This window comes from Pseudomonas sp. 29 (assembly GCF_002754355.1).
In the GTDB taxonomy this organism is placed as follows: domain Bacteria; phylum Pseudomonadota; class Gammaproteobacteria; order Pseudomonadales; family Pseudomonadaceae; genus Aquipseudomonas; species Aquipseudomonas neuropathica.
Genome location: NZ_PEEY01000001.1, coordinates 3,117,762 through 3,135,789, shown reverse-complemented (window position 1 = coordinate 3,135,789; position 18,028 = coordinate 3,117,762). Strand labels below are relative to the sequence as shown.

Here is an 18,028-nt window from a genome sequence, read left to right as displayed (position 1 = left end):
AATAGATATTCACATGCTTCGTTGACGGAATAAGAGCTTGCATTTAAAACCTCTAGCAACCCTCGTCGCAAATGCCTTCGAGCTATTTTTAGGATGCCGGAAAAGCATATGGATCTTCGCCAGTTGCGTTACTTCATCGCCCTCAACGAACACCGCAGTTTTGTCCGCGCGGCCGACGCGATGGGCATCACTCAACCGGCGTTCAGCCGCAGTATTCAAGGGCTCGAGCAGGAGTTCGGCTGCGTGCTGGTGGATCGCGGCAACAAGGATCTGCGCCCCACGCCCGAAGGCCAAGTGGTACTGCAACACGCCCTGAGCCTGGTGCAGGGTGCCGCGCTGCTCAGTGCCGAAGTGACGCAGATGACCAAGCTCGATGCCGGCGAAGTGCACTTCGGTTGCGGCCCGGCGCCAGCAGTGAAACTGGTGCCGGACGCCGTGGCGCAATTCATCAACGCGCACCCGAAAGTGCGCACCTGTTTTCAGGTGGATAACTGGGAAAAACTCAGCCGCGCGTTGAGCCGTGAAGAGATCGAATTCTTTATCGCCGACATTCGCCATTTCGAGTCCGATCCGAACTTCCAGACCCAGGCACTGACACCCAAACGCGGGGTATTTTTCTGCCGCCCGGGACACCCGTTGCTGGCAAAGGAAAGTCTGTCGACCAACGACATGTTCGACTATCCGCTGGCGACGACGCTGATCCCCCCGGGGATTCGCAAATTATTGGCGAACCTCAGCGGCCGCATCGATTTTTCCCCGACCATCGAGACCGAGCATTTTCCGGCGCTGGTGAAGGTGGTGCTGCAATCGAATGCGATTGGCGTCGGTACGGAAGAGGCGTTTGTCGAGGACATTGCCAAGGGTTCGCTGGTGTTGCTGCACTGGCGCAATCTGCCGCAGAACCTGGAGAGCATGAATGCGCGTTGCGGGATTGTCAGTCGTACCGGGTTTCGCCTGTCGCCGGCGGCACGGGCGATGATCGAGACGTTGGTGGCGGTGGATCGGCAGGAGATCAGCGTCGCTGTTTAGGGCCCTTTCGCGAGCAGGCTCGCTCCCACAGTGGTTCGGTGGTGAATGCAGAATCTGTGTTCACCGAAGAACCCTTTGGGAGCGAGCCTGCTCGCGAAGAGGCCAGAGCAGGCGCTAAAGATTCAGAGCTTGGCCGCTGCCAGCTCAGGCGCCACCCAATCATTCACCTTGAACGGCTTGCGAATCAGCTTCTGCTGCGCCGCCAGATCAACTTTGTCCTGCAAGCTGCCAAGGAACACCGGATCCAGCGTCGACGGGAACACTTCGCTCAACTTCTGATCCTGCAGATCCTGGGTCAGGATCACCGGCGGATAGCTGGCCAAACCCGAGACCAGTTGCACGTATGCGGCCTTGTTGCCGTCCTGCGTCAACCACTCCACGGCCTGTTGTTGCGCCTTGAGCAACTTGGCCACCGCCTCCGGGTGCGCGTCGACAAACTTGCCCGTGCCGACCAATACCGACTGCACGCTGCCTGCGCCACCGAGATCTTTGGTGTTCAGCGGCAACTCGGCCAGCCCCTTGGCCTGCAATGCGCTCAACCCGGAGCTGCCCCATGACGCATCAATCTGCTTGGCTGCCAACGCCGCGACCGCTGCATTGAAATCCAGATTGATCACTTTCAGATCCTTCTCGCTCAGGCCCTGACTTGCCAGCGCCGCATCAAACGACAACTGCGTCGCGGTGCCACGGAAGATCGCCACGCGCTTGCCCTTGAGATCCTGCAACGTCTTGATCCCCGAACCCGGTACCACCCCCAGATACTGCTTCACCCCACGCGCACTGGCGCTGAGCAAGCGAGTATCCAGGCCATTGGACTTGCCGATGATTGCCGCCAGATCGCCGAGATACGCCAGATCAACCTGACCGTTGGCAAACGCTTCATTGATCACCGGTCCCGCACCCTTGAAGAAACTCCACTGAATCTTGATGCCCTGATCGGCAAAGGCCTTTTCGAAGATCTGCTGATCGCGCAGCACGTCGACCACACCGCCGCCGCTGTGTTGAGTCCCCGCGCTCAGGTCGGGCACGGCGATTCTGATTTCCTTGAGTTCGTCGGCATGCGCGGTAAACGCCAGCAAGCCCACCAGAGCAGGAACGGCAAACAGGCTGAAAACACGTTTGAAGGGGAGGTTCATGGGTGCTGCTCCTTGATCACGACGGGCGTTGAGGAGCCGAAAGTAGGCCGAATGACTACCTACGCTTAAATACTATAAATGCACATTTTTATAGCTTTTAACGCTAAGCGAGCAGCGCCGGGGCTCGTAGCGGCGTATGCATTAACAGCATCGAAAATATTCTTCGAATGCATTGGATGCGTTTGGGTTGGAAGCCTTAAATGGCCTCGCTTATCCCTTAAAAGAATCTATATCGATGTTTTTATAACTTTTTGTTTTTAGCTAATACCGCTAAAGATCTTGAGCCAACCCGACAACGGAGGTCACCCATGGCCCGCCAATCCTTGCTCAGTCTTCCACTCTCCGCGCCGCCGCTGAAAAGCCGCCGTACCTGGCCCAGCCTGAACCAGCGCCTGTTGTCGTGGCTGCTGCCCCTCAGCCTGTTCGCCCTATGGTGGCTGGCCGCACGCAATGAATGGATGAGCGAGCAGATCTTGCCGGCGCCGTCGCTGGTGTGGAACAGCGCTGTCGAGCTGTCTCAAGGCGAGTTATGGAGCCATTTGTGGATCAGCCTGCAGCGTTTGTTCTGGGGCCTGCTTGCCGGGGTTTCGGCCGGTGCATTGCTCGGCGCAGCACTGGGCTTCAGCCGGCGTCTTGAACGTTTGATCTTCCCGACCTTCGCCGGCCTGTCGCAAATACCGACGCTGGCGTGGATTCCATTGTTCATGGTGTTTTTCGGCATCGGCGAAGTGCTGAAACTGGTGGTGCTGATCAAGGCCATCGTCGTGCCGGTGACCCTGCACACCTTGGTCGGCGTAAGAGATGCCCAGCCGAAGTTGCGTGAAGCCGCCGCTGCTCTGCGCCTGCCGCCACGCCTGCTGATTCGGCGCCTGGTGCTGCCCGCCGCCCTCCCCGCGTTCATGGCTGGCGTACGTCTGGCGCTGGCCGCTGGATGGACGTCGTTGCTGGCCGTCGAACTACTCGCCTCGAGCGAAGGCATCGGTTACCTGATGGTCTGGGCGCGACAACTGTTCATGCTCGACATCGTTTTCGTCTGCATCGTCGTCATCGGTTTGATCGGCGTGGCGATGGATCGCGGCATCGGTCTGCTGGACAAAAAACTGGTGCACTGGCCGCACCCCGCCACCGCCGAAATTCGTCGCGGCCCGCGTTATGACGGCTGGCAGCGGCTGCAACCGTGGCTGCTACCGCTGGGCTTGTTGGCATTGTGGCAATTGGCGAGTGACCAGGAGTGGGTCGACGCCAATATTCTGGTCAGCCCATTGGCCGTTTTGAGCACGGCATGGGCTGGCGTGCTCGACGGCACGTTGATCAGCGGCATGGCCCTCAGTCTTGGTCGCACACTCGGTGGCCTGTTGCTCGGCGGCGGACTCGGATTTGCCTTGGGCCTGCTGCTGGGCCTGTCGAACATCAGCGAACGCCTGCTCGGCCCGACCCTCGCGGCCATCCGCCAGATCGCCATTTTCGCCTGGGTGCCGCTGCTCACCGCATGGTTCGGTCTCGGCGAATTGGCCAAGTGGGTGTTCGTCGCCCTTGCAGCTTTCTTCCCGCTGTTTATCGCCACGCAACGCAGCGTCGCCAATCTCTCACCGCAACTCAACGAAGCCGCACAAGTGCTGCGCCTGAGCCTCGGCCAGCGTCTGCGTCGACTGGTACTGCCGGGCGCCGCGCCGGGGATTTTCGCCGGGCTCAGACTGAGCCTGATCTACGCCTGGCTCGGCACCATCGGCGCCGAATACTTCATGCCGTCGAACGGCGGCATCGGCAGCCAGATGATCGGCGCGCAACAACTGCTGCGCATGGACCTGATCATGGCCGGCATGCTTTTCGTCGGTCTCACCGGCGCCCTGCTCAACCTCATTGGCCAACGCCTGGAAATTCGCGCGACCCGCTGGAGACACGCATGAACGCACCGATTGTCAGCTTCAATCACGTAGGCAAATCCTTCGACGTCGACGGTTTCGAACTGGAGGCGATTCGCGAATTCAACCTGGACATCGCCGAGGGCGAGTTCGTCGCCATTGTCGGCTCTAGCGGCTGCGGCAAATCGACATTGCTGCGGTTATTGGTGGGCCTGGATACGCAGTTTCGCGGGCAGATTACCGTGGATGGCAAAGCCGTCAGCGGCATCGGTGGCGAGCGTGGCATTGTCTTTCAGGAACACCGTTTGTTCCCGTGGCTGACCGTTGCCGACAACATCGGTCTGGGCTTGGTCAACGAACCGCTGACTGCTGCGCAGAAACAAAAGCGAATCAACGATTTCATTGACCTGGTCGGCCTGCGCGATTTCACCCGTGCCTACCCGCATCAGCTGTCCGGCGGCATGGCCCAGCGTGTGGCGATCGCTCGCGGTCTGGTCGCCAGCCCACGCATTCTGCTGCTTGATGAACCCTTCGGTGCCCTTGATGCACTCACCCGCCAGCAGATGCAGGACGAGCTGCTGGCGATCCGCGAGCGCGCAAAAATCACCACCATCCTCGTCACCCATGACGTCGAAGAAGCGATCTTCCTCGCCGACCGCGTGGTGGTGATGGAGCCGCGCCCGGGCCGCATCAAGCAGGTGGTCGACATCGCCCTGCCCCATCCGCGCCAGCGCAGCAGTTTCGACTTCCATCAGTTGCGTGAAGAGCTGCTGCACGAGCTGACCAGTGACGACCATTACCAACCGAGCGTGCCGGTGCAGATCCGCAATCTGCCGCTGACGTTCATTGCCTGCTGAACAGGAGTTTTGCGATGCCGCAACGTCCCAATTTTCTGGTGATTCTGGCCGACGATCTCGGCTTTTCCGACATCGGCGCGTTCGGCGGCGAAATCGCCACGCCGCACCTTGATGCCCTGGCCAACAATGGCCTGCGCCTGACCGATTTTCATACCGCACCGACCTGCTCGCCGACCCGCTCGATGCTGCTGACAGGCACCGACCACCACATCGCCGGGATCGGCACCATGGCCGAAACGCTGACGCCGGAACTGATCGGTAAACCGGGTTACGAGGGTTATCTCAATGACCGCGTCGTCGCACTGCCCGAGCTGTTACGCGAGGCCGGTTATCAAACCTTGATGAGTGGCAAATGGCACCTGGGTTTGAAGGCTGAACTGGCGCCCCATGCACGAGGTTTCGAGCGCTCGTTTTCGCTGCTGCCCGGCGCGGCGAACCATTACGGTTTCGAACCGACCTACGATGAGCAAACGCCAGGCCTGCTGAAATCCACGCCGGCGCTGTACATTGAAGACGATACGTTTCTCGATGACTTACCGAAGGATTTCTATTCCTCCGATGCCTTCGGCGACAAGTTGCTGCAGTACCTCAAGGAACGTGACCAGACCCGGCCGTTCTTCGCTTACCTGCCATTCTCCGCACCGCACTGGCCGTTGCAGGCGCCGGCCGAGATCGTCGAGAAATACCGTGGCCGCTATGACGCTGGCCCCGAAGTGCTGCGTCTGGAACGCCTGGAAAAACTCAAAGCCCTCGGCCTGATCGAACCAGACGTCGAGCCGCATCCACTGATTCAGTTGACCCAGCAGTGGGACGCGTTGAGCGAGGAGCAAAAGCAGATTTCCGCGCGGGCCATGGAGGTTTACGCGGCGATGGTCGAGCGCATGGACTGGAACATCGGTCGGGTTGTCGATTATCTGCGCCAGCAGGGGCAGCTCGACAACACGTTCATCCTGTTCATGTCCGACAACGGTGCCGAAGGCGCGCTGCTTGAAGCATTTCCGAAATTCGGCCCGGAACTGGTGACGTACCTCAGCCAGCATTACGACAACAGCCTCGACAACATTGGCCGGGCCAACTCCTACGTCTGGTACGGGCCGAACTGGGCGCAGGTGGCGACCGCACCATCACGGTTGTTCAAGGCGTTTACCACTGAAGGCGGGATCCGGGTGCCGGCGCTGTTGCACTATCCGCAATTGGCGATCAAAGGGCAGATCAGCCATGGTTTCGGCACGGTGATGGACATCACGCCGACCATTCTCGATCTGGCCGGCGTGCGCCATCCGGGCAAGCTCTGGCACGGCAAACCGGTCGCACCGTTACGTGGCAAATCGTGGCTGGGGTTCTTGTCGGGTGAGACTGCGCAGGTGCATGACGAGCACACGGTGACGGGGTGGGAATTGTTCGGGCGTCGGGCGATTCGCCAGGGGTCGTGGAAAGCGGTGTGGATCCCCGGGCCGGTCGGGCCGGCGACCTGGCAGCTGTATGATTTGAGCAGTGATCCGGGGGAGATTCATGATCTGGCGGTGAGCCGGCCGGAGAAGCTCAGCGCGTTGATCGGGCATTGGCAGCAGTATGTCGAGGAGACTGGGGTGATTCTCAGTGAGTCGCCGTTTCAGCCGGACTGAGGGCAAGATCAAAAACACCCTCACCCCAGCCCTCTCCCGGAGGGAGAGGGGGCCGACCGAGGTGTCTTTCGTCAAACATCGACCTGAAAAATCGGGTCGATTATGGATTCGACAAAGCTCTTTCACTTCGGTGTAACTCCTCAATATCCCCGGGTCGGTCCCCTCTCCCTCCGGGAGAGGGCTAGGGTGAGGGCAACTCGTCAGGCCTCCACCGCCTCCCCAGACACCGCGACTTCATCCCGACGAACAAACCGGTTCGCCCGCCCAAACGTGCCGAAATCATTGAACCGCACACCCATCTCACGCATCACCTTATGCGCCACCGGCACCGTCATTTGGCGAATATAAAACGGCTCCTTCACCACAAAATGATGAATCCCGTGGCTGCTGCCAAAGTTGAAGCAAAACGCCTGCAACGGCCACAACCACCAAGGGTTCAGCACCTGGCATTGCTGCAGCACATTGCCCAGCTCGACATCGCCGTAGTAATGCATGTTCGAACTGATGAAGTGCAGGCAAAAGGTGCGCAACACGTTCGGGCCGATGATCACCACGGCGGCGATATCGATCACCTGCATCACCGACAACGTGGTTGCTGACCAGTCGATCGGCGCGCCCAGCAGGTAAGCAATGCCATTGGCCGCATGAAAGCCGAGAAACACATACCACGCCCCCCAATGCACCAGCGCCAGCGGCGCGTAGACCTTCAGCGTGCGCTTGATGATGCTGAACTTGTGCGCCCAGGTCTTGGCTCGCAGCATGCGGATGAACGCCGACATGACGTTGTCGCCAACCATCAGCAAACGTGCAAAACCCCACGGCTCGCCGTTGGTGATCGCGCGCTCTTCCATATCGGTTTCAGTGCCGGAGACCTTGTGGTGATTGAGGTGCAGGTGCCGACGGATCCACGGGTTGATCGTGCTCGGCCGCGCCAGCCACACCAGGCCCATCATCAGGTTGTGCGGCACGCGCTGCTTGCGGAAATACATGCTGTGGATCAGGTCGTGCTCAAGCTCATGGGTCAACGAAGCAAAAAACGCGTTGAGCAACAGACAAACCCACCACGCCATATGGCCGGTGATGTACAGCGTCGCCGAGCCGATCATCCCGATCAGGGCAAAGGCCAGAATCCCCGCGCCCAGCGCATCCTGATGCTGGAGAATCGGGTAGCGCTCGCGCAATTCGACGCCTTTGGCCAGCACCACTTCACGAATATGCGCTGATCGCTGGGCCGCATTGTGTCGCTGGGGACTTGCAGAAGTACCGTCCATGCTTCCATCCTCGGGTTTATGATGTTCGCATCGTGCCTCGCCAACGCTTCAATTGCGGTAGCCGAGAACGCCAACCTGTTGACCGGAAGCGCCAATCAGCATGAAGGAACCGACCTCCCTCGCCAGCTGGACCCGTGCCTTGCGCAAGCAACTCGATGCGCTGGGACTGGACAGCATTGCCCTGTGTCAACAGGCCGGGCTCGATCCGAGCTTGATGGATGATCCCAACGCGCGCTATCCACTGTCCGGCACCACGCGTCTGTGGGAAATTGCCGTGCAGGTCAGTGGCGACCCGGCGATTGGTCTGCGCGTGTCGCGCTTCGTCAGCCCGACCACGTTCCATGCCCTCGGTTATGCGCTGGTCGCCAGCGGCAGTTTGCGCGAGGTGTTCGAGCGCATCGTGCGCTATCACCCGGTGGTCAGCGATGCGCTGGAACTGGAGCTGAGTCGTGGCGACGACCGCTATCAATTTCGTCTGAAAATTCCGTCAGGCAATCCCGCACCAGCCTTCGAAGCCATCGACGCGTTCACCGCGATCTACGTGCGCACCTGCCGCAATCGTCTCGGCCGTGATTACGCACCGCTGGCGGTTTATCTGCGCCGCCCGGAGCCGAGCGATGCGCACCAGTGGCACAAAGTCTTCCGCGCTCCGGTGCATTTCGGTTGTGTCGAGGATCGTCTGGAATTCGCCCTCGCCGACTTCGACAGCCACCTCGACGACGCCAATCCGGAACTCGCTGAACACAATGAAGCGGTGCTCAAACGCACGATGGCCCAGCTTCAACCGCTGACTTGGGAGCGCAAGGTGCGCGATGCGATTGAAGAACAATTGCCGGAAGGTGAGCCGAGTGCAGAACGCATTGCTCAGGCGTTGCACCTGAGTTTGCGCAGTTTGCAAAGGCATCTGGCGGATGAAGGTTGTCGCTTTGATACGTTGCTCAACGAGAGCCGCGAGAATCTGGCGCTGCTGCACCTGCGCGATCCGCAGTGCTCGTTGAGTGAGGTGAGTTATTTGCTGGGCTTTGCCGACACCAGCAGCTTCAGCCGCGCGTTCAAGCGCTGGACGGGGATGACGCCGGGGCAGTTTCGGGATGGGTTGCGCTGATCCAGAATCAGTTTGTCTGATCTGGCGCCATCGCGAGCAGGCTCACTCCTACAGGGGGAACGCATTCCAATTGTAGGAGTGAGCCTGCTCGCGATAGCGCCCTTTAATTCAACGCAAAGCCCAGCTCAAAAATGGTGCCGCCAACATCACTGTTCACCCGCACCTGCCCACCATGCAACTGCATGATCGACTGCACGATCGCCAACCCCAGCCCACCCGAATCCCCCGGCTCTGCCCGTGCAGGATCGACGCGGTAGAAACGGTCGAACAGTTTGCCCAGATGCTCCGCCGCAATGGCCGGGCCATGGTTGTGCACTTGTAACCAGCACCAGCCCGACTCGTCACGGCGGCGCAGGCTGATCACGGTTCCGGAGTCAGCGTGGCGCACGGCATTCGCCAGCAAGTTGCCCAGCGCCCGTTGCAGCAACTGCTGATCGGCGAGCAATTCGCCATGCAGTTGATTGGCCAGCCGCAGGTCGCGGTCATCGGCCAAGGCTTCAAAGTAATCACACAGTTCACTGCCAACGCTGTGCAAATCCAGGGTTTGCAGATTGAGCGCGCGCTCGGCCTGCTCGGCGCGGGCAAGGAACATCAGGTTTTCCGCCATGCGCTTGAGCCGTTCGAACTCTTCCATGTTCGAGGCGAGAACTTCCTGATACTCCTCGGTGCTGCGCGGATGATTCAGCGCCTGCCCGTTGCTCGCCAACAAGGTGTGCAGCGGCGTACGTATCTCGTGGGCGAGATCGGCGGAAAACTGCGAGAGACGCTGCACGCTGTCGTCCAGCCGCGCCAGCATGCCGTTGAGCGCCTGCACCGGCTCAAGCAGTTCTGCGGGCGTGCCGGTGGCGGGCAAGCGTTGGTCGAGGCTACGCAGATCGATACCGCGTACCGCTTCGCTCAACAGCCGCAACGGTTGCAGACCCCGGCGCAGCAACAGCAAGCCCAAGGCAAAGGCCAGCAAAGCACCCAGTCCAACCGATAAGTACAGGCGCAAGCGATAGCTGCCGAGCATCTGTTCGCGCTCGCTAAGCACTTTGCCGGCGATCACGGTCAGCGGTTCGCCGTTCGGCCCCTGCGCTTCGCCGGACAACAGCGCGAGTTCGGCACCGTCCGGCGCTTGCCACGTCAACACATCACGGCGCTGCGGCGTTTGCTCGCGGGGGATCGCGTTCAGCGCGGGCAACTCGCGTTGCCGTGGGTTGATAGCGATCACACTGGAGCCATCGGCGCGGCGCACCAGCAACAGGCTGTCGAGGTTACCGAGCATGTTCTGATACAGCCGTGGCCGCGCCTGCAAGGCATCGAGGCTGTCGCTGTCAGCGAGCAACGCGCGCACTTGCTCCAGTCGACCGAGCAACGCGAGGTCGTCGCGGTAGGCGATTTCCGAGGCCAGCGAACGGTAGAGAAACACACCGATAGCACTCAACACCAAGGCGCAAACCAATGCGAACGCCAGCGCCAGGCGCCAGGCGATCGACCTAGAGCGCATCGTCCGGAGCTTCCAGTTGATAGCCGACGCCGCGCACGGTGTGGATCAGTTTCGGCATGTACGGGTCATCGACTTTCGCGCGCAAACGACGCACCGCCACTTCGACCATGTTGGTGTCGCTATCAAAATTCAGGTTCCACACCTGCGAGGCAATCAGCGTGCGCGACAGCACTTCGCCCTGGCGACTGGCGAGCAATTGCAGCAGGGCGAATTCCTTGTTGGTCAGGGCAATGCGCTGGCCACCACGGCTGACGCGGCGGCGCAGGACGTCGATTTCCAGATCGGCGATGGTGTACGACTCGGCTTCGCGCATCGGCCCGCGCCGCAACAACGTGCGCACCCGCGCGAGCAGTTCGGCGAAGGCGAAGGGCTTGAGCAGGTAATCATCGGCGCCCAGCTCGAGGCCGCGCACGCGATCTTCAATGGCGTCCTTGGCGGTCAGGAACAGCACCGGCGTGGCGCCGCGCTGGCGGATCAGTTGCAACAATTGCCAACCGTTGAGGCCCGGCAGCATCACGTCGAGGATGATCAGGTCGTACTCCTGCTGCTCGATAAAATAGCGCCCATCGAGGCCATTGAGCGCCACGTCTACGGCAAAACCCGACTCGCCCAGGCCTTTGGCGAGGAAATTCGCGGTTTTGGCTTCATCTTCTACGACCAGCAAACGCATGGCACACCTCGATTGATCAGGCACACAGGCTAGGCGCCTTCGAAGGCGTTGCCCATTACAAACTTGTAATCAGACTGACGAGGTTCTGACGAAGACCGGCGATTAAGGTGACCACCTTCGCTTTTGGAGCCTGTTCATGACTTTCAAATACTTCGTTGCAAGCCTGATGATCGGCCTCAGTTGTGCCGCTGTCGCCAGTCCTGAGCTGCCGCGTCACGCTGATCTCGACCTGAAAACTGCACGGCTGCTCGCCGACACGGCAATGGCCAACTGCACCGGCACGGTGTCGGTGCTCGATCGGGGCGGCAATCTTCTAGTGACCCTGCGCGGCGATGGCGTAGGCACGCACAACACTGTTGCCAGCCAGCGCAAGGCTTACACCGCGCTGTCGACCAAGACCGCGACCCGGTTGTTCGCCGAACGCGCTCGCAGCAACCCGGAAACCGCCAACCTCAACACCCTAGACGAGTTGCTGTTGCTCGGCGGCGGCATCCCTTTGTTCGCTGCTGATGAGTTGGTCGGCGCGATGGGTGTAGCCGGTTCCGGCGGCGGCGAGCAAGACGAAAACTGTGCGATCAAGGCTGCCGGGAAAACCGGTCTGGCCACTACCCGTTCCCAATAAGGAGATGCATCCATGAGCACTTTGCGCATGACCTTCGCCGCGCTCGGCCTGAGCGCTTTTTCCAGTCTGGCTCTGGCTGCCGGCAATCCCCTGAGCGTGCACGTGCTCAATCTGGAAAACGGCCTGCCTTCGCCAGGTATCAACGTGACGCTGGAGAAACACGTCGGCCAGAACTGGCAGCCACTGGCTCAAGGCACGACCAATGAACAGGGGCGAATTGCCGAATTGTTCCCGGCCAAACAGCCTTTTGAAGCGGGTGAATACCGCGTGGTGTTCAAGACCGGCGAGTACTTCAAGAAGGTCAAGCACGACACGTTCTTCCCGGAGATTCCGGTGATCTTCGAAGTGAAGCAGACCGATCAGCATTACCACATCCCGCTGCTGCTCAGCCCGTACGGTTTCTCGACCTATCGCGGTTCCTGAATCAATACTGCCCCATGTGGGAGCGAGCTTGCTCGCGAAGGCGGTGTGTCAGTCAGCAATCATGTTGAATGTTAAATCGCATTCGCGAGCAAGCTCGCTCCCACAGGGGCTTGGGCGAATTGTCAGATCGTGGCGAGAGCGCGCAATCGCATGGCATCAAGGATTTCGATCTCTCCATACCCAAGTCCGATAATCCCCTGCCCCTGCAAATCCTTGAGGATCTGGTTGGTGGTCTGCCGCGACAGCGACAGCATCGATGCCAACTGCTCCTGCGGCAGTTGCAGAACGCGGCGTGGCGCATCGAGCTCGCCGTAGCCTTCGGCGATCATCAGCAAGCGATGAGCCAGACGCGCCGGCGCTGGCAGCAGGCTCAGTTGTTCGAGGTTGATAAAGGTCAGGCGCAGTTTATGGCTCATCAGCAGCGCCAGGTGCCGCCAGTACACCGGGTGTTCGTCGAGCAGTTTGAGCAACGTCGCCTGAGGGATATTGAGCAAGGTGCACGGCCCGACTGCATAGGCGTCATGAGTGCGCGGCTGGCCATCGAACAGGCAGATTTCGCCGAACCAGTGCGGCGCCTCGACCAGACTCAACAACGCCTCTTTGCCCTGCTCGCTCACCGCGCCTATACGCACGGCGCCATCGAGCACCGCGTATAAACCGCAAGGTGGATCACCGCGCTGGAACAGCCGCTGCCCTGCCGTCAACCGCCGCTCCCGGGCCGTAGCCAACAGACTATCCTGAAAGGACGCCGGCAGATGACTGAACCACTGGCCGCTCATCAACCGTGAACGTATTTGCATAAACACTCCTGGACTGTCGCCTGCCTGACAGAGCGAACCCTGATCCCGAGGGATGATGCGATCAACCCTACCGGAGGAACAACAATGAAAAGCCTCGTCGACCATCTCAGTCAATACGCCGCCTACCACCGTGACCCGCGCAACATCGCCAGCCACTTTATCGGCATTCCGCTGATCGTGGTGGCGGTGGCGGTTTTGTTGTCGCGGCCAGAATGGTCGCTGGGCGGCTTGTGGATATCTCCAGCCGTTGTCGTGGCGCTGGCCTCGGCGTGGTTTTATCTGCGTCTGGAGGTGAAGTTCGGGGTGCTGATGACGCTGCTGATGGGGCTGTCAGTCTGGGCCGGGCATGTGCTGGCGCAGCAGAGCACCCTGGTGTGGCTGAGCAGTGGTCTGGCGATGTTTGTGGTCGGCTGGGTGATCCAGTTTGTCGGGCATCACTATGAAGGGCGCAAACCGGCGTTTGTCGATGATGTCTCGGGGCTGATTGTCGGGCCGTTGTTTGTCGTGGCCGAGGTGGCGTTCATGCTCGGGATGCGGCATGAATTGAAAGAGCAGATCGAGGCGCGGGCGGGGATGGTACGAGTTAATCCGAATCGTGCGGCTGTTTAGACCGCTTTCGCGAGCAGGCTCGCTCCCACAGTGGATGGGTGTTGAACACAAAATTTGTGAACAACCAAAATCCCTGTGGGAGCGAGCCTGCTCGCGAAGCTTTTGACCTTAGAGGCTGGCGACTTTCTGCCAGACCTTGGGCTTGAAGAACAGGGTTTCACCCTTGGCCAGGCCCGTCAGGCTGTCGTGGTCTTTCACCACTTCGGCCTCGATCAGATCCGTCTGCCCTTCCACCTTCAACGTCACCCGCGTGGTCGCGCCCAACGGCCGAATGTCACGCACCTCAGCAGCGTGGTGATCTTCCAGCTCATGTTTGGACAGCGACACCTCATGCGGGCGGAACAGCACGTGGTTGTCGTCGCTCAACAGCAAGCGGTTCGAGTCGCCGAGGAAGTGATAAACGAAATCGCTGGCCGGGTTTTCGTAGACGTCGCCCGGTGAGCCGATCTGCTCGATCACGCCTTTGTTCATCACCACGATACGGTCGGCCACTTCCATCGCTTCTTCCTGATCGTGGGTCACGAACACCGACGTCAGGTTGATATCTTCGTGCAGACGCGCCAGCCAGCGGCGCAGTTCTTTACGCACCTTGGCATCCAGGGCCCCAAACGGTTCGTCGAGCAGCAGTACTTTCGGCTCGACCGCCAAGGCGCGTGCCAGAGCGATACGCTGGCGCTGACCACCGGACAACTGCTCCGGATAACGATCCGACAGCCAGTCCAGCTGCACCATGTTCAGCAACTCATGCACCTTGACCGCGATCTGGCTTTCGTTCGGACGCTGGTTTTTCGGTTTCATGCGCAAACCGAACGCGACGTTGTCGAACACGGTCATGTGGCGGAACAAAGCGTAGTGCTGGAACACGAAGCCGACGTTGCGATCACGCACGTCGTGGCCGGAGACGTCTTCACCGTGGAAAACGATATTGCCGTTATCCGGGGTTTCCAGGCCGGCGATAATCCGCAGCAGGGTGGTCTTGCCGCAGCCCGAGGGGCCGAGCAGCGCGACCAGTTCGCCGCTGTGGATATCCAGGCTGATGTTGTCCAGCGCCTTGAACGCATTGAAATTCTTGCTGACGTTACGCACTTCGATCGACATGAATTATTCCTCCGCGGCGCTGGCGCGCAGGCGGTTGATACGGTTTTCGCTCCACTGCTTGGCCAGCAGGATGAAGAGCGCCAGGATCAGCAACAGGCTCGCCACGGCGAACGCGGCCACGTGGTTGTATTCGTTGTAGAGGATCTCGACGTGCAGCGGCAAGGTGTTGGTCACCCCGCGAATGTGCCCGGAGACCACCGACACCGCACCGAATTCACCCATGGCCCGCGCGGTACACAGCACCACGCCATAGATCAGGCCCCACTTGATGTTCGGCACGGTGACATGCCAGAACATCTGCCAGCCGTTGGCGCCGAGCAGGCGCGCGGCCTCCTCTTCCTGCGTGCCTTGTTCCTGCATCAACGGAATCAGCTCGCGGGCCACGAAGGGCACGGTGACGAAGATCGTCGCCAGCACGATGCCCGGCAGGGCGAAGACGATCTGGATGTCGTGATCCTGCAGCCACGGCCCGAACAAGCCTTGTGCGCCGAACATCAGCACGTAGACCAGACCGGCGATCACCGGCGACACCGAGAACGGCAAATCAATCAGGGTCACCAGCATGCTCTTGCCGCGGAACGAGTATTTACTCACGCACCACGCGGCGCTGACGCCGAACACCAGGTTCAACGGCACCGAAATCAGCACGGCGAACACGGTGAGTTTCAATGCCGACAGAGCATCCGGTTCAAAGATCGCGGTGAAGAATGCACCGAGGCCATTCTTCAAACCCTGCGATACCACGATGAACAATGGCAGCAGTAGAAACAGGAAAAAGACCAGCCAGCCAAGGCCGATCAGGACCCTGCGCGAAGTGGCGCTGCCACGGCGTGCCGCATTGGCCGAAGAGGCGGCCGCAATAGACGATTGGGACATGGTTCGCGCCTCCTTATGGGGTTTCGATGCGCCGCTGCAGCAAGTTGATCAGCAGCAACAGGACGAAGGAAACCACCAGCATCAAAACGCCGATGGCGGTAGCGCCGGTGTAATCGTATTGGTCGAGTTTGACCATGATCAGCAGCGGCAGGATCTCCGTTTTCATCGGCATGTTGCCGGCGATGAAAATCACCGAACCGTACTCGCCGACACCACGGGCGAAGGCCAGGGCAAAACCGGTCAGCCAGGCGGGCAACAATGCGGGAACGAGGATGTGGCGGAACACCTGCAAGGGTTTAGCACCTAGGCACGCGGCGGCTTCCTCGACTTCACGGGGAATGTCGGCCAGCACCGGCTGCACGGTACGCACCACAAACGGCAGAGTGACGAAGGTCAGCGCCAACGTGATACCCAGCGGGGTATAGGCAATCTTGAAACCGAGGTCAGCGGCGAATTGCCCGACCAGACCGGCCGGCGCATACAGCGCGGTCAGCGCGATACCGGCCACCGCTGTCGGCAGGGCGAACGGCAGATCGATCATCGCGTCGATCACCTTGCGCCCCGGGAAGTTGTAGCGCACCAGCACCCAAGCGAGCAGCGTGCCAATGATGCCGTTGATGATCGCGGCACACAGCGCGGTGCCGAAGCTCAGCTTCAGGGCGGCCAGCACGCGCGGTGCGGAGATGATCGTCCAGAACTGATCCCAGGTGAGTTGCGCGGCGTGGACGAACATCGCCGCCAGCGGGATAAGCACAATCAGACTGAGGTACACCAAGGTGTAGCCCAGCGTCAGCCCGAAGCCGGGTATGACGGGGGAGATACGACGCGACATAAAAGTCCTTGGTTAAAAAGCGATCCGCTGAACGCACCCATTTGGGAACGAGCTTGCTCGCGAAGAAGGAGTATCAGCCAACTCCACGTCGTCTGACACTGCGCTTTCGCGAGCAAGCTCGCTCCCACATTTTCTGCGCCTGGCTTCAGGCTTGATGTGTGGCTGAAGTCAGATTACTGCGCCTGATAAATCTGGTCGAACACGCCACCGTCGTTGAAGAACTTCGGCTGTGCGGTTTTCCAGCCGCCGAAGTCTTTGTCGATGGTCACCAGTTCCAGTTTCGGGAACTGCTGAGCGTACTTGGCAGCCACGTCCTTATCACGCGGACGGTAGAAGTTCTTCGCGGCAATTTCCTGACCGGCCGGGCTGTACAGGTGCTTCAGGTAGGCTTCGGCGATCTGCTCGTTGCCTTTTTTCTCGGCGTTCTTGTCGACCACGGCAACCGGCGGCTCGGCGAGGATCGACAGCGAAGGCACGACGATGTCGAACTTGTCGGCGCCGCCATCTTCTTTCAGTGCCAGGAACGCTTCGTTTTCCCAGGCCAGCAACACGTCACCCTGACCGTTGTTGACGAAGGTAATGGTCGAACCGCGTGCACCGGTGTCGAGAATCGGCACGTGCTTGAACAGGGTCTGCACATATTCTTTGGCTTTGGCTTCGTCACCGCCGTTGGCTTTCAGGCCGTAGGCCCATGCGGCGAGGAAGTTCCAGCGCGCACCGCCGGAGGTTTTCGGGTTCGGGGTGATCACCGAGACGTCGTTCTTGACCAGATCGCCCCAGTCCTTGATGCCTTTCGGGTTGCCCTTGCGCACCAGGAAGACGATGGTCGAGGTGTACGGCGTGCTCGCTTCCGGCAGACGCTTCTGCCAGTCGGCGGGCAGGGTCTTGCCGAGTTTGGCGATTTCGTCGATGTCGCCGGCCAGCGCCAGGGTCACTACGTCGGCACGCAGACCGTCGATCACCGCACGGCCCTGCTTGCCCGAACCGCCATGGGATTGCTGGATTTTCACGGTGTCGCCGGCGTGATCTTTCTGCCAGAACTTGATGAATTCAGCGTTGTAGTCCTGATACAGCTCGCGCGTCGGGTCATACGACACGTTGAGCAGTTCGTAATCCTTGGCAACCGCGGAACCGGCAAACACAGCACTGGCCAGGGCGGCCAAAGCGTAACGGCGAATCGACGACATGGTGAAAGCTCCTGGAATTCTGGGTGGTGGCTTTTTCTTATGTATTTCGGGAATCGTGTTGTCGGTTCAAAGATTGCAGCCTTCGACAGCTCCTACGCACAGCCCCCTGTAGGAGCTGCCGCAGGCTGCGATCTTTTAGCCCGGTTGTTTGCCCGGTTGCTGCAAACGGAATTTCTCTTTGCGTTCGATCTGCACGACCTGGGCGTTGTGCACAGTGATCTCCACCGCGCCGAAACGCAGATCGCGCAGAGCGCTCTGGATTTCACGCAAGATGGTGGTTTCGTCCTGACCGTCAACGCTGCGAAGGGATGCGCTCATGGTGCTGCTCCTTTGAATGGGATTTGCCTGGCAGTGGGCGGCACTGCGTTCGGCGTGGGAGCAATATAAGAGAGGCGCAGATATTCTTAAAAAGACTATTTAAGAATGTTTATATAACTGAAAAACTGATCGTTCCCACGCTCCGCGTGGGAATGCAGCCGGCGGCGCTCTGCGCTGCGATTTTGGGCCGACGCAGAGCGCCCCTTTGCTGAGCGCAGG

The 18,028-nt window shown here is 60.1% G+C and carries 18 protein-coding genes; 8 read left to right on the top strand and 10 right to left on the bottom strand.

The window, feature by feature from the left end; all coding sequences use genetic code 11:
* Window positions 1-108 precede the first annotated feature (108 nt).
* Window positions 109-1,029, top strand: a complete 921-nt coding sequence (locus CLU80_RS14595; protein ID WP_093440454.1) for a LysR family transcriptional regulator — start codon at window positions 109-111, stop codon at window positions 1,027-1,029.
* A gap of 122 nt (window positions 1,030-1,151) precedes the next feature.
* On the opposite strand, the gene CLU80_RS14590 is transcribed toward CLU80_RS14595, so the two are convergent.
* Window positions 1,152-2,165: an ABC transporter substrate-binding protein gene (locus CLU80_RS14590; protein WP_093440450.1), complete on the bottom strand. Its 1,014-nt coding sequence runs from the start codon at window positions 2,163-2,165 to the stop codon at window positions 1,152-1,154.
* Between the two features lie 308 nt (window positions 2,166-2,473).
* On the opposite strand from CLU80_RS14590, the gene CLU80_RS14585 reads away from it, so the two are divergent.
* Genes CLU80_RS14585 through CLU80_RS14575 form a run of 3 tightly spaced genes read left to right on the top strand, consistent with a single transcriptional unit; the run spans window position 2,474 to window position 6,509 of the window.
* On the top strand, window positions 2,474-4,072 hold the full coding sequence (locus CLU80_RS14585; protein WP_099757693.1) for an ABC transporter permease: 1,599 nt from the start codon (window positions 2,474-2,476) through the stop codon (window positions 4,070-4,072).
* On the top strand, window positions 4,069-4,884 hold the full coding sequence (locus tag CLU80_RS14580) for an ABC transporter ATP-binding protein (protein WP_099757692.1): 816 nt from the start codon (window positions 4,069-4,071) through the stop codon (window positions 4,882-4,884). Before CLU80_RS14585 ends, CLU80_RS14580 begins: the two co-directional genes overlap by 4 nt.
* A 14-nt stretch (window positions 4,885-4,898) precedes the next feature.
* Window positions 4,899-6,509, top strand: a complete 1,611-nt coding sequence (locus tag CLU80_RS14575; protein ID WP_099757691.1) for an arylsulfatase — start codon at window positions 4,899-4,901, stop codon at window positions 6,507-6,509.
* Between the two features lie 200 nt (window positions 6,510-6,709).
* On the opposite strand, the gene CLU80_RS14570 is transcribed toward CLU80_RS14575, so the two are convergent.
* Complete coding sequence (locus CLU80_RS14570; protein WP_099757690.1) at window positions 6,710-7,780, bottom strand: fatty acid desaturase; 1,071 nt, start codon at window positions 7,778-7,780, stop codon at window positions 6,710-6,712.
* A gap of 100 nt (window positions 7,781-7,880) precedes the next feature.
* Between CLU80_RS14570 and CLU80_RS14565 the strand changes: the two genes are divergently transcribed.
* A complete protein-coding gene (locus CLU80_RS14565) occupies window positions 7,881-8,885 on the top strand; it encodes an AraC family transcriptional regulator (protein WP_099757689.1) in 1,005 nt (334 codons plus the stop codon).
* A gap of 103 nt (window positions 8,886-8,988) precedes the next feature.
* Here the strand turns inward: CLU80_RS14565 and CLU80_RS14560 are convergent, their stop codons facing one another.
* Together CLU80_RS14560 and CLU80_RS14555 are read right to left on the bottom strand one after the other, a co-directional pair.
* Window positions 8,989-10,374, bottom strand: a complete 1,386-nt coding sequence (locus CLU80_RS14560; RefSeq protein ID WP_099757688.1) for a heavy metal sensor histidine kinase — start codon at window positions 10,372-10,374, stop codon at window positions 8,989-8,991.
* Window positions 10,364-11,044, bottom strand: coding sequence for a heavy metal response regulator transcription factor (locus tag CLU80_RS14555; RefSeq protein WP_016987597.1), 681 nt, complete (start codon window positions 11,042-11,044; stop codon window positions 10,364-10,366). Before CLU80_RS14555 ends, CLU80_RS14560 begins: the two co-directional genes overlap by 11 nt.
* Before the next feature lie 136 nt (window positions 11,045-11,180).
* On the opposite strand from CLU80_RS14555, the gene CLU80_RS14550 reads away from it, so the two are divergent.
* Entirely contained in the window at window positions 11,181-11,666 is a 486-nt protein-coding gene (locus tag CLU80_RS14550; RefSeq protein WP_099757687.1) for a GlcG/HbpS family heme-binding protein, read from the top strand.
* A 12-nt stretch (window positions 11,667-11,678) separates the two neighbouring features.
* Window positions 11,679-12,089: a hydroxyisourate hydrolase gene (uraH, locus tag CLU80_RS14545; protein ID WP_093440416.1), complete on the top strand. Its 411-nt coding sequence runs from the start codon at window positions 11,679-11,681 to the stop codon at window positions 12,087-12,089.
* A gap of 122 nt (window positions 12,090-12,211) precedes the next feature.
* Here uraH and CLU80_RS14540 read toward each other — a convergent pair whose 3' ends face one another.
* A complete protein-coding gene (locus CLU80_RS14540; protein WP_093440412.1) occupies window positions 12,212-12,889 on the bottom strand; it encodes a Crp/Fnr family transcriptional regulator in 678 nt (225 codons plus the stop codon).
* 84 nt (window positions 12,890-12,973) lie between these two features.
* Between CLU80_RS14540 and CLU80_RS14535 the strand changes: the two genes are divergently transcribed.
* Window positions 12,974-13,498 carry an Mpo1 family 2-hydroxy fatty acid dioxygenase gene (locus CLU80_RS14535; RefSeq protein WP_099757686.1) on the top strand — a complete coding sequence of 175 codons (525 nt, stop codon included), beginning with the start codon at window positions 12,974-12,976 and terminating at the stop codon, window positions 13,496-13,498.
* Window positions 13,499-13,606: 108 nt separating this feature from the next.
* Here CLU80_RS14535 and CLU80_RS14530 read toward each other — a convergent pair whose 3' ends face one another.
* The 5 genes from CLU80_RS14530 to oscA form a co-directional block, all read right to left on the bottom strand.
* The gene (locus CLU80_RS14530; protein WP_099757685.1) at window positions 13,607-14,596 is read right to left on the bottom strand and encodes a sulfate/molybdate ABC transporter ATP-binding protein; all 990 of its coding nucleotides are present in this window, start codon (window positions 14,594-14,596) and stop codon (window positions 13,607-13,609) included.
* Between the two features lie 3 nt (window positions 14,597-14,599).
* Window positions 14,600-15,472 (bottom strand): sulfate ABC transporter permease subunit CysW, encoded by an 873-nt coding sequence (gene cysW, locus CLU80_RS14525; protein ID WP_034151824.1) that lies wholly within the window; start codon window positions 15,470-15,472, stop codon window positions 14,600-14,602.
* A gap of 13 nt (window positions 15,473-15,485) precedes the next feature.
* Window positions 15,486-16,304 carry a sulfate ABC transporter permease subunit CysT gene (gene cysT, locus CLU80_RS14520; RefSeq protein WP_099757684.1) on the bottom strand — a complete coding sequence of 273 codons (819 nt, stop codon included), beginning with the start codon at window positions 16,302-16,304 and terminating at the stop codon, window positions 15,486-15,488.
* A gap of 173 nt (window positions 16,305-16,477) precedes the next feature.
* Window positions 16,478-17,491: a sulfate ABC transporter substrate-binding protein gene (locus tag CLU80_RS14515; protein WP_034151823.1), complete on the bottom strand. Its 1,014-nt coding sequence runs from the start codon at window positions 17,489-17,491 to the stop codon at window positions 16,478-16,480.
* A gap of 135 nt (window positions 17,492-17,626) precedes the next feature.
* Window positions 17,627-17,809, bottom strand: coding sequence for a sulfur starvation response protein OscA (oscA, locus tag CLU80_RS14510; protein ID WP_034151822.1), 183 nt, complete (start codon window positions 17,807-17,809; stop codon window positions 17,627-17,629).
* Window positions 17,810-18,028 lie beyond the last annotated feature (219 nt).